This is a genomic window from Celeribacter baekdonensis (assembly GCF_003047105.1).
GTDB classification, from domain to species: Bacteria; Pseudomonadota; Alphaproteobacteria; order Rhodobacterales; family Rhodobacteraceae; genus Celeribacter; species Celeribacter baekdonensis_B.
In genome coordinates this window covers 2,910,090-2,923,873 of record NZ_CP028475.1, presented here as the reverse complement: position 1 = coordinate 2,923,873, position 13,784 = coordinate 2,910,090, and the positions used below count along the sequence as shown (strand labels likewise).

Here is a 13,784-nt window from a genome sequence, read left to right as displayed (position 1 = left end):
CCTTTAGTCGATCGGCGTACCGCGCCGTCTGGCTTCCGAGCGGATGTTGAACGCGCTGTCAGACACCGATCCGCCCAGCATCATCTTGGTGAGCTGGACGGTCGTGTCGCCACCATTCTGATCGTGAATAACCCAAGCTTTCAGAATGGGCGTGGCGCTAAAAATCAAATCAATCGAGCCATATTCCGGGTGATCCGGGTCTTGCGCACGCACAACGGTGTCGCCATTGACCTCAGTATGCGACACCACCATGCGTGCCTTTGACAGGTCCACATTGCGCGCCAAGATCAAAGACAGCGGCGTTTGCGCCATCGGAAAGCGCTGCGGTGGCTCGTTTGACCTTGGATCGAAAATAGCAACTTGGCCGCCAGAGCCCAAAACAAGCGGATCCTTTTCCCCGCCGTAGGACAGGCGCATCCGTCCCGGGCGCTTAAGCGTCAACGTGCCCGAGGAGCGCGACCCATCATCGTTGGTTTGAGTGAAATCGGCCTGAACTGTGGACAGCCCATTGAGGTAATTCGACAGGGTTCCGAGCGACAATTTTTCCGCCATTGCCGGAGCAGCAACGGAAAAAGCGATCAGGGCGGCGGGCGCAAGAGCGGTGATAAAGCGTTTCATACCCTCACATATACGCCTTTGCGCGCACCCTTTCACCTCTCTTTAGATCACATCACGCGGATTTTGACGTGATGGGATATGTCATTGTTCAGGAACAAGAATTTCGCGCTTCCCGACATGGTTGGCCGAGGAAACCACGCCTTCGTCCTCCATTTGCTCCACCAAACGCGCCGCTTTGTTATAACCGATGGCCAATTTGCGCTGGATGTAGGAGGTCGAACATTTGCGGTCTTTAATGACAATGGCCACGGCTGTGTCATATAGCGCATCTTCTGAATCGGTGTTTCCGCCAGACAGACCCAGCACCGCGTCAATGTCGCTTTCCTTATCCGCATCCGGGCCCTCAACCACACCACCGACATAATCAGGCGGACCGTAGGCTTTGAGATAAGACACGATTTTCTCGACCTCTTCATCGGAGACAAACGGCGCGTGGCAGCGTTGAATTTTACCGCCCCCCGCCATGTACAACATGTCGCCCATGCCAAGGAGCTGCTCGGCACCCTGTTCCCCCAAAATGGTGCGGCTGTCGATTTTCGACGTCACCTGGAACGAAATCCGGGTCGGGAAGTTGGCCTTGATCGTGCCGGTGATGACATCGACAGACGGGCGCTGTGTCGCCATGATCAAGTGGATGCCAGAGGCCCGCGCCATCTGCGCGAGACGTTGAATACAGGCTTCGATCTCTTTGCCCGCAACCATCATCAGGTCGGCCATCTCGTCCACGATAACGACGATATAGGGCAGAGTTTCGGGCTGGAACTCATCGGTTTCAAAGATCGGATCACCGGTTTCTTCATCAAACCCGGTTTGAACCGTGCGCGAAAACAGCTCACCTTTGGCCAACGCTTCTTTGACGCGACCATTGTACCCATCAATATTGCGCACGCCCATTTTGGACATTTTGCGATAGCGATCTTCCATCTCCGCCACAGCCCATTTGAGCGCGACAACGGCCTTTTTCGGATCGGTCACAACCGGCGACAAAAGGTGTGGAATGCCGTCATAAACCGAAAGCTCCAACATTTTCGGGTCGATCATGATCAGGCGACATTCCTCTGGCGTGAGCCGATAGAGCAATGAGAGGATCATCGTGTTGATCGCCACGGATTTCCCGGAGCCGGTGGTCCCAGCGATCAAAAGGTGAGGCATTTTGGCAAGATTGGTCACAACCGGATCGCCACCGATGTCTTTGCCCAAAGCCAGAGGTAGGGACAATTTGCCATCGCCATAATCGCGGGTCGACAGGATTTCGCGGAAGCTGACCATTTCGCGGTGATCATTGGGCAATTCGATCCCGATCACCGACCGACCCGGCACCGTGGACACACGGGCCGAGAGCGCCGACATAGAGCGCGCGATGTCGTCGGAGAGGCCGATCACTCGGGACGCTTTGAGACCCGGCGCCGGTTCAAGTTCGTACATGGTGACAACCGGGCCAGGGCGGACCGAAACGATCTCACCTTTGACGCCGTAATCGTCCAACACGCTTTCCAACATCCGTGCGTTTTCTTCCAACGCTTCATCTGAGAGCGTGTGACGCACAATGTTGACCGAGTTGTCCAACAAGGACAGCGGCGGCACTTCGTATTGCGCCTCTTTCGGGTCGAATTTCAACGCAGGCTGGGCTTCGGCTTGCGCCTGTTTCGACTGAACAACAGGTTTGCGCACCGGATGTTGCACCACACGCTTGGCCTCGGGGGCTGCGGGTTTTGGCGGTTCATACCGCTGCGGCTGCGCGTTCAGATACTCCGGGGGTTCAATCTCTTCAACTTCTGGAAGAGGCGCGGCCTCAAACGCATCTGCTGCACCATAGCCATAGTCATCGTAAGCAGTGGCATCGTAGGTCGCAGCATCGTCATATGTGTCATAGGGCGACAGATCCGCGTCGGTCTCATCAGCACGCAAGTTGCCCTCGGCCAAGCCATCATCAACATAGGCCGCCGCATAGGGGGCAACCACCGGCTGTGACCGCTCGGCCTGCGCCAAGATCATTGGCTTCGGACCCTTTTTGTATTTCGCCGCGGCCTTTTGCGCGGCGGTGAGCGGCGGTTCAACCCGCTCGGAAACCGCCGGAGCCTCGCGTGATCCAACCCGCGAGCGGGCGCTGATCACATTGGCAATTTTGGAGCGGATACGATCGTCCTGACCCGGCGCAACATAAACATCCGGGGCCTCGTCGCGTTCGATCAATTCCGGTTCCAAATCTTCAGGCGCGGTGCGTTTCAAGAGCCCCGGCATCTTCGCGAAAAGCGAAGGTTTGGAGTCGTATTCCGCAGGATAAGCCTCAGCCTGTGGTGCAGGCTCCGGCATCGGCGCTCGCAACACGCGCCCCGGTCGCGGCTGGGCCTGCACGGCCTGCGCCGCTTCAAATTCGACAAGTTCGGCGGCGGCCTGGCGGCGCTCATCGCGACGTTGGGCGGCATTTTGAGCCAACCGCTGTCCGACCGTCATCGACCCGCGTGCACTGCGCCCCAAAAGGTGCAGCACCAGTGCATAGAGCGACACAACACCGATCAGCAAAAACCGCCCGCCCGCAAGCAATTCACGGACAACAAAGCCAAAGGCAAAAAGCGCGATCGCAAGCGTGCCAAAAAATGACAGGACAGAAAGGGCTTTAAGGCTAAACCCCGCACCAAATGGGATAATTTGGATCAATGCGGCCAAAACAGTGTCGCCGAAAAGACCGCCAAAACTTTGCGGCGCGGTGGAGGCATGGGTCGAGGCATAGACCGCAGCCACGGCAATTGCGATCGGGACAAACACAGACCGCGTCAGCGCGCGGTCAGCCCCGCGATGCAGGACAAACCTCAATCCCCATGCCAGAAACGCCAGAGGGAAGCCCCAAGAGGCGACACCGACGATGATCATCAAAGGCGAGGCAATCGAGGCACCGAACCGACCCAAAACATTGTGTACAGGCGCGTCGGTGGCGGACAGCCAACTTGGATCTTCGGGCACATAGGAACCGAGCATCAGGGCAAACAGAATCCCTGCCACAATCAAGCCAAGCCCAATAAGTTCCTTCCCCCGCCGTTCCAAAACGGCTTGGGTGTTTCTGTCGAAAAGCGGATCGCGACCACGTGCCTGATAGGATGCCATGCCTGCCTCTTTATGTGTACAAACAGTCGCGAAGCATGATCAGCCCGCGCCGTGTCTCGTTGATTGGGGCCACAAGAGCGACCCTGATATATGGCGCGCCGGGGTTTTCCCCATCCACGTCCCTCGAAAGATAAGCGCCGGGCAAAACCCGCACGCCAGTTTGTGTCCAAAGCCTCATCGCCGCCTCTTCGCCATCTTTGACGGGCAGCCAGAGGAAAAAACCGGCCTCAGGGGCCGCCGCACCGTCGATGCCCGCAAACACCTCATCGGCCATGTCGAATTTTTCGGCATAGAGTGCGCGCGAGGCGATGACATGATCTTCGTCGGCCCAAACCCGCGCGGACACGGCTTGGATTGGGCCCGGAAGCGGCGCGCCGGAGTAGGCCCGCAGACGACGGATGTGATGAATATTTTGCGGTCCAGAGGCGACAAACCCCGAACGCAGCCCCGGAAGGTTCGAGCGTTTAGACAAAGAATGAAAAATCACCACGCGTTCGGGATCAGCCCCCAATTCGCGGGCGACATCAAGCGCACCTGTGGGCGGCACATCCCGGTAAATCTCGGAATAGCATTCGTCAGCAAACACTTTGAAGTCGTGCTTTTCCGCCAAGGTGATCAAGGCGCGCAGATAATCGCGCGAGGCCACGGCCCCCTGTGGGTTGGACGGGCTACAGATATAGGCAATCGTGGCGCGGTCGAGCACCTCGGTCGGTAAACTGGCGTAATCGGGCAAGAACCCGGTGTCCCGCGTGGCAGGCACAAACACGGGCTCTGCCCCGCTGGTCACGGCAGCCACGGCGTAGACTTGGTAAAACGGGTTCGGGATCAAAACGACCGGCTGTTTGCCGCGTTTTTTCTCTGGGCACAGCGCCAGACAGGCGTTCATCAGGCCTTCACGCGTGCCATTCAGCGCCATGATGTCAGTCTCGGGATCGACCGCCACATCAAAGCGGCGCGCAATCCAGTTTGAGATCGCGCTCAGCAACGCGTCAGAGCCGTTGTTGTTCGGGTATTTGGCAAAACCTGCGATGTTTTCGGCCAAAACCTCTCCGATAAAATCGGGCATGGCGTGGCGCGGTTCGCCAATGGTCATATGCATCACCTCACCGCCCGGCGCATGCGCGTCGAGAAGGTTCCGCAAACGCGGAAACGCATAGTCTGGCAGGTTTGAAAACCGCTCAGGAAACGTCATGGAACTGCTACTGCCTCGTGTTTCCGGATCTTTTGCCCGGGTAATTACCATCAAGATAGCGGGCGTCGGCCTCCGGGTCCAGCAAAAGACGCCAAACACCGGGGGCCCCATGTCGCAGTTGTGGCTTTTAGGCCAGCGCCGCCTCTGCCGCGGCCCCAAGCCGTAACAGGCGCGCTTCCGTATTGGGCGGCGTTTGCAGGATGATCCCGCAAGACGGCACACCCGTGGGCAGGGTCAGCGCCGCCAATCCCATCAGGTTGCCGACCCGTGTGTTGCGCAAAGCCAAAAGGTTTTCAGTCACATAGTACTCCGCATCCGTCATCAACCGCTCCGCGTGGGGCGGCAGGATCGGCGCGGTGGGAAGGATCACGGCATCATAGCCCGCCGTGGCTTTGAGATACTGCGCGCGCAAATGGGCAAGCTTTTTCCAACCGGCCACGAAATCAACACCACTGAACGTGCCACCTGCCCGAAACCGCTCCAAGATACGCGGGAACATCACGTCAGGATCGGCTTCGATATACTCACGCCATTCGGCATAGGCTTCGACGGTGAACAGAATGCCCGAGAGGTCCATGGCCGCCTCGACAGCGGGCACAGGGGCCCGATGAATCTCGACTCCGGCGTCTTTGAATTTGGCCACAGCGGCGTCAAACCCGGCAAGTGGGGCGTCACGAATGTCGTCAAACACGACGGAGTCGAGGATCAAAAACCGCTTGCCTTTGAGGCTTGCGCCTTTGAGATCGGAGGCGGATGTGCCGTCCAGAATGGCGAACAACGCGGCGGCGTCTTCGACGGTTTTGACCAGCGGCCCGACCGTGTCAAACGCGGCCGCAAGCGGCACGACCCCCTCCACAGACAACCGTCCGGCGGTGGTTTTAAGCCCCACAAGATCGTTCCACGCAGACGGAATACGCACCGAGCCGCCGGTATCCGACCCAATCGCTCCGGGTGCGAGACCAAAAGCCACCGAGGCGGCAGCACCTGAGGACGACCCGCCCGAAACCGCCTCCATATCGTTGATACAGGGCGGTGTGGCGGTGATCGGATTGAGGCCAAGACCGGAAAACGCCAATTCTGACATATGGGTTTTGCCCAAGGCAACCAGCCCAGCCTGCGCACCGCGGCGGACCATTTCGGAGTCACGGGCGGGAATACGATCCTTCAACAGCGCCGTGCCCGCTTCAGTCGCGACGTCTGCCGTGTCGAAAAGGTCTTTCCACGACACCGGCACACCATCCAAAAGGCCACGCCGCACGCCATTTTGTGCACGCATGGCGGCAGCCTCGGCCTCAGCCAAAGCACGATCCGTCATCATACGGGCATAAATGCGGGGGCTGAGCGGGTGAGCGGCCGCACGATCCAAAAAATCAGCCGCCAGATCACGCGGATCAATGTCGCCCGCGCCAATGCCGCGCCCAAGATCGCACATACTCATGTCTTTGAAATCGGCCATTGCGTTTCCTTTCGTGCCCGCAGCACGCCCCAGATCGTGCTGTTCGACAACCTAGCGACGGATGAGCGCATGGACAATCCGGTCGCGTGCATCATATTTAGCGCAGTCCACATTGGCCCCCGGGAGACCGTCATGACCCAGAACTCCACCCCCTCAAGTGATGTGATCATCGTTGGCGGCGGCCTCAATGGTCCAGCCTTGGCGCTGGCCTGTGCGCATGCGGGGTTGAGCGTGACGTTGATCGACTCTTTGCCGCAGGCGGCCCGCGCCAGCGACGCCTTTGACGGTCGTGGCTATGCGCTGTCCCTGTCCTCTCAGAGGCTTTTGAAAGCCATTGGGATTTGGGGCAAAGCGGCCGCCCATGCACAAGAGATTTTGGACGTGAAGGTCACGGACGGCAAGCCGGGCGAGGGCCCTGCACCGTTTATGTTGGAATTTCGCGACGGCGAAATTGATGAAAGCCCGATGGGCTATATGGTCGAGGATCGTTATCTTCGACAGGCGTTTTTGGCCGCTTTGGATCGGCAAGCCAGGATCACCCAAATTGAAGGCACGGTCACGGCGCAACAGGTCGATGCCCATGGGGCAAAAGTGACACTGAGTGACGGGACCGTGCTGCCCGGGCGGCTGATTGTTGGCTGTGATGGCCGCAAATCCGGTACGGCGGAGCGCGCCGGGATTGGCCGCACCGGATGGGGTTATGGCCAAACGGCTCTGGTCTGTGCGATTGCCCATGAATTGCCACATCACGGCTGTGCGCATCAGTTTTTCTTGCCCTCGGGACCCTTGGCGATCCTGCCTTTGCCCGGCAATCAAAGTTCGATTGTCTGGACCGAAAAGGATAAGATGGCCTGGGACATTCAGGCCCTGTCTGATGCCGATTATATGGCTGTGTTAAAGCCTCGTTTTGGCGGCTTCCTTGGTGATATTTCTTTGGTTGGCCATCGTTTTGCCTATCCGCTCAACATTACCTTGGCGAACAAATTTTACGCCCCACGCGTGGCTTTGGTCGGTGATGCGGCGCATGGGATGCACCCGATTTCAGGCCAAGGTTTGAACGCTGGCCTGAAAGATGTTGCCGCCTTGAGCGAAGTGATTGTGGACGCGCATCGGCGCGGCGAAGACATTGGCCGCGCCGATGTTTTGGCGCGCTATAGCCAATGGCGTCACTTCGACGTCGCCACCATGGCCTTAATGACGGACAGCTTTAACAAGTTGTTCTCAAACGACAATCCCATCCTACGCATCGCACGTGATATGGGGATGGGCGTGGTCAATTCGATCACGGGCCTGCGCCGCGCCGCCATCCGCGAGGCCGCCGGGGTGAATGGTGATTTGCCAAAACTGTTACAGGGGCGGGCGCTTTAAACCGCCCACTTAGGCGTCGATTTTGCGCGCCTCTGAGACCAACATGATCGGAATGCCGTTGCGGATCGGATAGGCGAGGCCTGCGGTTTTGGAAATCAATTCCTGAGCCTCAGCATCATAGATCAGCGTCGCGTGGGTTTGCGGGCACACAAGCGCCTCCAACATACGACGATCAAACAGCGGCGTTTGCGGTTCGGATGGGGCGTCCATTACATCATCTCCTCGTTGTTGCCGCCTCTGAGAGCGAATTCGATCAACGTTATCAGAGTTTCACGCCGGGTGGAAAGAGACGGCGCCTCTAAAAGCGCCTGTTTGTCCTCACAGCCAAAGGGACAGAGCATGGACAGGGAATTGATCAACAATTCGTCTTCGGCACGGCCCAGATTCTCCCAATCGGTGCGCAGGTCCTCTTCGTCAAAATACCGACGCAGCAGCGAGATAAAATGCCGACGATCCAGACAGGGATCATGTTCGGCAGGCCCTAGATCGGCGGCAAAATCCACCCAATGAACGTCGAATTTACGGTAGGGCGAAAACCCAGTGCTCTCTTGACCCAACCGAAAGCGCGAGATGCCGGACAGGGTGATCATATAGCGACCATCTTCGGTTTCGGAAAACCCGGTGAGGCGGCCAGCACAACCAATGGAATTGAGTTTGCCCTCCCCTGCCCCACTGCGGGGCTGGACCATACCGATCAAGCGGGTCGGGGTTTTCATGCAATCTTCGATCATCTGCAAATACCGCGGCTCAAAAATATGCAGAGGCAACTTTGACCGAGGCAGCAAAAGCGCCCCGGTCAGCGGGAAAATCGCAATGGTTTTTGGAAGATCGGCGGCTGTTATCATGGCTCTAACTTAGAGCACCGAACCGATCAGGCAAATATGATCGAGGACAATTTACGACGCCCGGCCAAAACAATAGGATCGTTTGGCTTGAGACTGTCGAAAACCTTGAACAATTGTTCTTTGATCGCGCCCTCGTTCCAGTCGCGATCCAATTTGAACGCGGCCAGCAATGTTTCAACTGACTCTTCGATTTGACCATTGGCGTGCAAAGCAACGGCGAGGTCCAAACGCGCCTGCATATCCGAGGGATCGGCCTCGACCTTGGCGGTCAATTCGGCAACGGGGCCCGCATTTTCGGCCTCACGCGCCAGTGCGATTTGGGCGTGGACACCTTCGATCGCAGCCGTGTGAGCGACATCTGCGGGCACCCCGTTCAGCACCGCTTCGGCCTCATCAATCTCGCCTTTGGCGATATGACATTTGGCGAGACCCGCGAAGGCGGCAGCAAGGTTTGGATCTTCTTCAAGAATGGCCGCATAGGTTTGCGCCGCATCGTCAATCTCACCGAGATCAAACATCTCATCTGCGGCAGCCACAGCCTCGGCCAGCCCACCATCCCCCGCAAGATCAGCGGTCTTTTTGACAAATTCGGCAATTTGCGAGGGGGGCAACGCGCCTTGAAAGCCATCTACCGGCTGGCCTTTGAAAAAGGCGTAGACGGTAGGAATGGATTGCACCCGCATCTGGCCTGCGATCATTTGGTTTTCATCGACGTTGACCTTGGCCATTTTGACCTTGCCCCCGGCGGCGTTCACAGCCGCTTCCAAAGCCGGACCAAGCGTTTTGCACGGGCCACACCAAGGTGCCCAAAAATCCACGATCACAGGGACCTCTTGCGAGGCGTCGATCACCTCGGCCATGAAATCGGCCTCTGTGACGTCTTTGACATAGGCGCCCGCATCCGGGGCAGTCGCGGTGGTGTTTGTTAGACCCAGGTCCATCATGTGGTCTCCCTTATCTGCTTGCTTGGCCCTATATGCGCGCTGTGCGTCGAAAATTAAAGGTCGAAGGTGGCGAATACGGGCGCATGATCCGATGGTTTCTCCCATCCCCGCGCGGCGCGCAGCACCCGCGACCCATGCCCGGCGTTGGAAATATCCGACGTGGCCCAGACGTGATCCAAACGACGACCCTTGTCGGCTTCGTCCCAATCTTTGGCCCGATACGACCACCAGCTATACAAAAGACCCTCGGGAATATCTTGGCGGGTGATGTCGACCCACTTGCCAGCCTCTTGAGTTTCAGCCAGATGCTCGACCTCAATCGGCGTGTGCGACACGATTTTCAACAGACTCTTGTGGTTCCACACATCATCCTCGCGCGGCGCGATGTTCAAATCACCAACAAGGATGGATTTTTCCGGGCGATTGGCGTGAAACGCGTCTCGCATCTCGGTGAGGTAATCGAGCTTTTGCCCAAATTTCTCGTTGACCTCCCGGTCCGGCACATCGCCCCCGGCAGGCACATAGAAATTGTGGATCGTCACACCGTTTTCCAACGTGGCGGCAACATGACGGGCATGGCCCAAGCTGGCGTAATCCTCGCCCCCCGCATCGACAAGCGGCAACTTCGAGAGGATCGCCACACCGTTATAGCCCTTTTGCCCGCGCGCAACCATGTGGGTGTACCCAAGGGCGCGAAACTGATCCATCGGGATTTTATCAACCGGGGATTTGCATTCTTGCAGGCAGAGCACATCGGGTGCTTCCTCTTCCAGAAGTTTACACACGATGGGCTCGCGCAGGCGAACGGAGTTGATGTTCCAAGTGGCAAGGGTAAAGGGCATATCGGGGTCCTCGTTGGGTTTGGCCAAAGCTAAAGCGCAGAACCGCCGGACGCCACCCGAAAGACGTGCAAAAAGAGGCCCGACTGAGATCAGCCGGGCCAGAGGGACGAGGGAATGCGCATCCGATCCCCGATGCGCGGAGGGCTTGAGCTAGGGCTTTCGCTCCGTCGTGTCAGGACGCCAAGCGATAGCCACCGGATTCGGTCACCAACAACCGCGCATTCGAGGGATCGGGTTCGATTTTCTGACGCAGGCGATAGATGTGGGTTTCCAAAGTGTGCGTGGTCACCCCGGCATTATAGCCCCAAACCTCATGCAACAGCACATCGCGGGCAACAACGCCTTCGGTGGCGCGGTAGAGGAACTTGAGGATATTGGTCTCTTTTTCCGTCAGACGGATTTTCTTGTCGTCTTCGGTGACAAGCATCTTTTGCGCCGGCTTGAACGTATATGGCCCAAGCTGAAACACAGCTGCCTCCGATTGTTCATGGGTGCGCAATTGGGCGCGGATACGGGCCAAAAGCACCGGGAATTTGAACGGCTTGGTCACATAGTCATTGGCACCGGAATCAAGACCCAGAATGGTGTCGGCATCGGTGTCATGGCCGGTGAGCATCAGGATCGGCGCTTTCACACCGGATTTACGCAGGCGCTTGCACAGCTCGCGCCCATCCGTGTCCGGCAAGCCAACATCCAACATGATCAGGTCATAATGGCCTTCTTTCGCGCGCTCGACGGCAGAGGCGCCACTGTCGGCTTCGAACACATCGAAATCTTCGGTCATGACAAGCTGTTCGCTCAGCGCTTCGCGCAGATCATCATCATCATCAACGAGCAGAATCTTCTTGAGAGTGGCCATCACAGTGACCTCCTTTGTTTGTGTCTTGATTGTGATGTGCGCTCACAGGTCCGCTTCGACAAGATTTGCAACACTGTGCTCACGCAAGCGTGTCAAATTCACCGGAAATGTTTCACTTTATGTCAAAGATCGCTACATGAAGGGTCTGAAATCACTGCGGATTGCCCCAATGAGCCTAGCGCCCTCTCTTGCCGAACGTGTCGCCCGCGCCCGCGCGGATTTGCGAATGGGTGTCCCTGTGGCCTTGCAAACCGTCTCCGGTGCCGCGCTTGCCGTGGCCGCCGAAGGGGTCTCGGTTGCGCGGCTGGCGGATCTCGCCTCACTTGGCGCGGCGCATTTGGCGATCACGGCACGGCGAGCTGAAACATTAAATGCGCGCGCTTACGATGGTGATCTGGCGCGGCTGATCTTGCCAAAAGATGTAGATGTGACGTGGATCGAAGCGGTCGCAGACCCCGCTGATGACTTGACCCACCCGATGAAAGGCCCGTTTCAATCGGCACGCGGCGGGGATGCAACGGCGGCGCGCGCCGCGATTGCTTTGTCCAAGTCGGCGCGCCTCTTGCCCGCAGCGATCTTGGTCGAGGTCGAAAATGCCCTGGAGCTCGCGGCACAGAACGGCCTGACGGTGATCCCGGTGGACCAAGCCATGCCGTTTATGGCCGATCTTGCGCCCCTGCATGACGTGGTTCATGCCCGCGTTCCGCTGGTCGCCTCAGAGGCCGGGCATGTGCATGTGTTTCGCCCCGATGATGGCGGCGAGGAACATTTTGCCGTCGAAATCGGCCGCCCGGATCGCGACCAGCCCGTTTTGGCGCGGCTGCATTCGGCCTGTTTCACCGGCGATCTGTTTGGGTCGCTCAAATGCGATTGCGGACCTCAGTTGAACACGGCCTTGGCGCAAATGGGCGACGTCGGCGCGGGTGTGTTGCTTTATCTCAACCAAGAGGGTCGCGGCATTGGTCACGCCAACAAAATGCGCGCCTATTCATTACAGGACCAAGGATTTGACACGGTACAGGCCAACCACCGGCTTGGTTTTGAAGATGATGAACGCGATTTCCGCATTGGCGCCGCGATCCTCAAAGAGATGGGATTTTCCACCGTTCGCCTTTTGACCAACAACCCCGCCAAGGTCGCGCGCATGGAGGAACAGGGGATCACCGTGACCGAACGCGTGCCGCTTCGGGTGGGTGAAAACCGGTTCAACACCGCCTATTTGGCCACCAAGGCGAAAAAATCCGGGCATTTATTATGACGATCACGCCGCAGGATCTTGTTGTGACCCGCTGGGGCGCGCGCTTCATGGGGCGACGGTTCCCCTGTTCCATCGGCAAAGGCGGCATCGTTGCGACCAAGCGCGAAGGCGATGGCGGCACGCCGATTGGCATACATGAGATCGCAAATCTCTATTATAGAGCGGACCGGGTGCCCGCACTGAATGGCACCAAAATCCGCGGGGGCGACTTGTGGTGCGATGCCACGGATCACCCCGACTACAATCATTTGGTGCGCGCGCCATTTCATGCCAGCCACGAAAAGATGCGCCGAGGCGATCGTTTGTATGATCTGGTGCTCACCACAGACTGGAATTGGCCGAATGCAACCCCCGGCAAAGGCTCCGCGATTTTCATCCATCGCTGGCGCAAACAGCGCCACCCAACCGAGGGCTGCGTGGCGTTTCGTGCCGATCACCTCAAATGGATCGCAGAGCGGATCACCCCCGCGACCCGACTGATCGTGCGCTAAGCCCTGCCTTCATTGCAGCCTAAATACTCAAGAAATCAGACCTCATAGGCCCGCGCGCCAAAAATCGCGGAGCCAACCCGCACATGCGTCGCGCCTTGGGCAATCGCGGTTTCAAAATCCCCAGACATGCCCATGGACAGACCTTTGATGCCGTTGCGCTTGGCAATTTTGGCCAGCAGAGCAAAGTTCAAAGACGGTTCCTCATCGGCGGGCGGGATGCACATCAGCCCCTCGATCGACAGACCCAGATCGCGACACTCTTTGATAAACGCATCGGCCTCTTCGGGCAGCACACCCGCCTTTTGCGGCTCGGCCCCTGTGTTCACCTGTATATAAAGACGCGGGCAGGTGCCGATCTCCTCTGCCAAACGCGCAATGGTTTTGGCCAATTTCGGGCGATCCAAGGTGTGGATCACATCAAACAACTCCATCGCTTGCCGCGCTTTGTTGGTTTGCAGCGGACCAATCAGATGCAACTCAACACCCGCAAAGCGCTCCTTAAAGCCCGGCCATTTTCCCGCCGCCTCCTGGACCTTGTTTTCCCCAAAGACCCGATGCCCCTGCTCCAACACGGCTGCGACTCGTTCGTCCGGCTGGACTTTTGACACAGCAATCAGACACACATCCTTCGGATTTCGCCCACAGCGCATGGCTTCGTCTACAATCCGCTGTTTGATTTCGGCCAATCCCATATCTGCCCCTTTCGGCGTAACCAACTACTCTCATTGGATTTCATAAGGCGGGTCTCCCCCCCCATGCAACAGGTGTGTGGCGAAGTTGCATCATTTTTGGGAGAGCTTATCGCCGAA

At 58.0% G+C, this 13,784-nt stretch carries 13 protein-coding genes; 3 read left to right on the top strand and 10 right to left on the bottom strand.

From position 1 onward, the window contains the following. Positions 1–3: 3 nt before the first annotated feature. The 4 genes from DA792_RS18015 to DA792_RS18000 all read right to left on the bottom strand — a co-directional run bounded on the left by DA792_RS18015 (position 4) and on the right by DA792_RS18000 (position 6,368). A complete protein-coding gene (locus DA792_RS18015; RefSeq protein WP_107721730.1) occupies positions 4–618 on the bottom strand; it encodes a LolA family protein in 615 nt (204 codons plus the stop codon). A gap of 81 nt (positions 619–699) precedes the next feature. Continuing rightward, positions 700–3,720 carry a DNA translocase FtsK gene (locus DA792_RS18010; RefSeq protein WP_107721727.1) on the bottom strand — a complete coding sequence of 1,007 codons (3,021 nt, stop codon included), beginning with the start codon at positions 3,718–3,720 and terminating at the stop codon, positions 700–702. A gap of 10 nt (positions 3,721–3,730) precedes the next feature. Continuing rightward, on the bottom strand, positions 3,731–4,912 hold the full coding sequence (locus tag DA792_RS18005; protein WP_107721725.1) for an aminotransferase class I/II-fold pyridoxal phosphate-dependent enzyme: 1,182 nt from the start codon (positions 4,910–4,912) through the stop codon (positions 3,731–3,733). A gap of 127 nt (positions 4,913–5,039) precedes the next feature. Continuing rightward, positions 5,040–6,368, bottom strand: coding sequence for an amidase (locus tag DA792_RS18000; protein WP_107721723.1), 1,329 nt, complete (start codon positions 6,366–6,368; stop codon positions 5,040–5,042). Between the two features lie 132 nt (positions 6,369–6,500). On the opposite strand from DA792_RS18000, the gene DA792_RS17995 reads away from it, so the two are divergent. After that, the gene (locus DA792_RS17995; protein ID WP_107721721.1) at positions 6,501–7,736 is read left to right on the top strand and encodes an FAD-dependent monooxygenase; all 1,236 of its coding nucleotides are present in this window, start codon (positions 6,501–6,503) and stop codon (positions 7,734–7,736) included. Positions 7,737–7,745: 9 nt separating this feature from the next. Here DA792_RS17995 and DA792_RS17990 read toward each other — a convergent pair whose 3' ends face one another. The 5 genes from DA792_RS17990 to DA792_RS17970 form a co-directional block, all read right to left on the bottom strand. After that, the gene (locus tag DA792_RS17990; protein ID WP_009570581.1) at positions 7,746–7,946 is read right to left on the bottom strand and encodes a Trm112 family protein; all 201 of its coding nucleotides are present in this window, start codon (positions 7,944–7,946) and stop codon (positions 7,746–7,748) included. Beyond that, positions 7,946–8,581: an LON peptidase substrate-binding domain-containing protein gene (locus DA792_RS17985; RefSeq protein ID WP_107721719.1), complete on the bottom strand. Its 636-nt coding sequence runs from the start codon at positions 8,579–8,581 to the stop codon at positions 7,946–7,948. Before DA792_RS17985 ends, DA792_RS17990 begins: the two co-directional genes overlap by 1 nt. 26 nt (positions 8,582–8,607) lie before the next feature. Further along, entirely contained in the window at positions 8,608–9,525 is a 918-nt protein-coding gene (trxA, locus tag DA792_RS17980) for a thioredoxin (protein ID WP_107721717.1), read from the bottom strand. Positions 9,526–9,578: 53 nt separating this feature from the next. Further along, entirely contained in the window at positions 9,579–10,367 is a 789-nt protein-coding gene (locus DA792_RS17975) for an exodeoxyribonuclease III (RefSeq protein WP_107721715.1), read from the bottom strand. A gap of 172 nt (positions 10,368–10,539) precedes the next feature. Beyond that, positions 10,540–11,226 carry a response regulator transcription factor gene (locus DA792_RS17970; RefSeq protein WP_107721713.1) on the bottom strand — a complete coding sequence of 229 codons (687 nt, stop codon included), beginning with the start codon at positions 11,224–11,226 and terminating at the stop codon, positions 10,540–10,542. A gap of 169 nt (positions 11,227–11,395) precedes the next feature. Here DA792_RS17970 and ribA point away from each other — a divergent pair, with 169 nt between their 5' ends. Together ribA and DA792_RS17960 are read left to right on the top strand one after the other, a co-directional pair. Next, positions 11,396–12,484 (top strand): GTP cyclohydrolase II, encoded by a 1,089-nt coding sequence (gene ribA / locus DA792_RS17965; RefSeq protein ID WP_107722767.1) that lies wholly within the window; start codon positions 11,396–11,398, stop codon positions 12,482–12,484. Further along, a complete protein-coding gene (locus DA792_RS17960; protein ID WP_107721711.1) occupies positions 12,481–12,975 on the top strand; it encodes a L,D-transpeptidase family protein in 495 nt (164 codons plus the stop codon). The genes ribA and DA792_RS17960 overlap by 4 nt, the downstream gene beginning before the upstream one ends. Before the next feature lie 35 nt (positions 12,976–13,010). Here DA792_RS17960 and DA792_RS17955 read toward each other — a convergent pair whose 3' ends face one another. Further along, the gene (locus DA792_RS17955) at positions 13,011–13,667 is read right to left on the bottom strand and encodes a YggS family pyridoxal phosphate-dependent enzyme (protein WP_107721709.1); all 657 of its coding nucleotides are present in this window, start codon (positions 13,665–13,667) and stop codon (positions 13,011–13,013) included. Between the last annotated feature and the right edge of the window lie 117 nt (positions 13,668–13,784).

What these genes read in the sequence shown, in the direction of transcription:
- DA792_RS18015 (WP_107721730.1), bottom strand. Translation starts at nt 618, where the DNA reads ATGAAACGCTTTATCACCGCTCTTGCGCCCGCCGCCCTGATCGCTTTT.
- DA792_RS18010 (WP_107721727.1), bottom strand. Translation starts at nt 3,720, where the DNA reads ATGGCATCCTATCAGGCACGTGGTCGCGATCCGCTTTTCGACAGAAAC.
- DA792_RS18005 (WP_107721725.1), bottom strand. Translation starts at nt 4,912, where the DNA reads ATGACGTTTCCTGAGCGGTTTTCAAACCTGCCAGACTATGCGTTTCCG.
- DA792_RS18000 (WP_107721723.1), bottom strand. Translation starts at nt 6,368, where the DNA reads ATGGCCGATTTCAAAGACATGAGTATGTGCGATCTTGGGCGCGGCATT.
- DA792_RS17995 (WP_107721721.1), top strand. Translation starts at nt 6,501, where the DNA reads ATGACCCAGAACTCCACCCCCTCAAGTGATGTGATCATCGTTGGCGGC.
- DA792_RS17990 (WP_009570581.1), bottom strand. Translation starts at nt 7,946, where the DNA reads ATGGACGCCCCATCCGAACCGCAAACGCCGCTGTTTGATCGTCGTATG.
- DA792_RS17985 (WP_107721719.1), bottom strand. Translation starts at nt 8,581, where the DNA reads ATGATAACAGCCGCCGATCTTCCAAAAACCATTGCGATTTTCCCGCTG.
- trxA (WP_107721717.1), bottom strand. Translation starts at nt 9,525, where the DNA reads ATGATGGACCTGGGTCTAACAAACACCACCGCGACTGCCCCGGATGCG.
- DA792_RS17975 (WP_107721715.1), bottom strand. Translation starts at nt 10,367, where the DNA reads ATGCCCTTTACCCTTGCCACTTGGAACATCAACTCCGTTCGCCTGCGC.
- DA792_RS17970 (WP_107721713.1), bottom strand. Translation starts at nt 11,226, where the DNA reads ATGGCCACTCTCAAGAAGATTCTGCTCGTTGATGATGATGATGATCTG.
- ribA (WP_107722767.1), top strand. Translation starts at nt 11,396, where the DNA reads ATGAGCCTAGCGCCCTCTCTTGCCGAACGTGTCGCCCGCGCCCGCGCG.
- DA792_RS17960 (WP_107721711.1), top strand. Translation starts at nt 12,481, where the DNA reads ATGACGATCACGCCGCAGGATCTTGTTGTGACCCGCTGGGGCGCGCGC.
- DA792_RS17955 (WP_107721709.1), bottom strand. Translation starts at nt 13,667, where the DNA reads ATGGGATTGGCCGAAATCAAACAGCGGATTGTAGACGAAGCCATGCGC.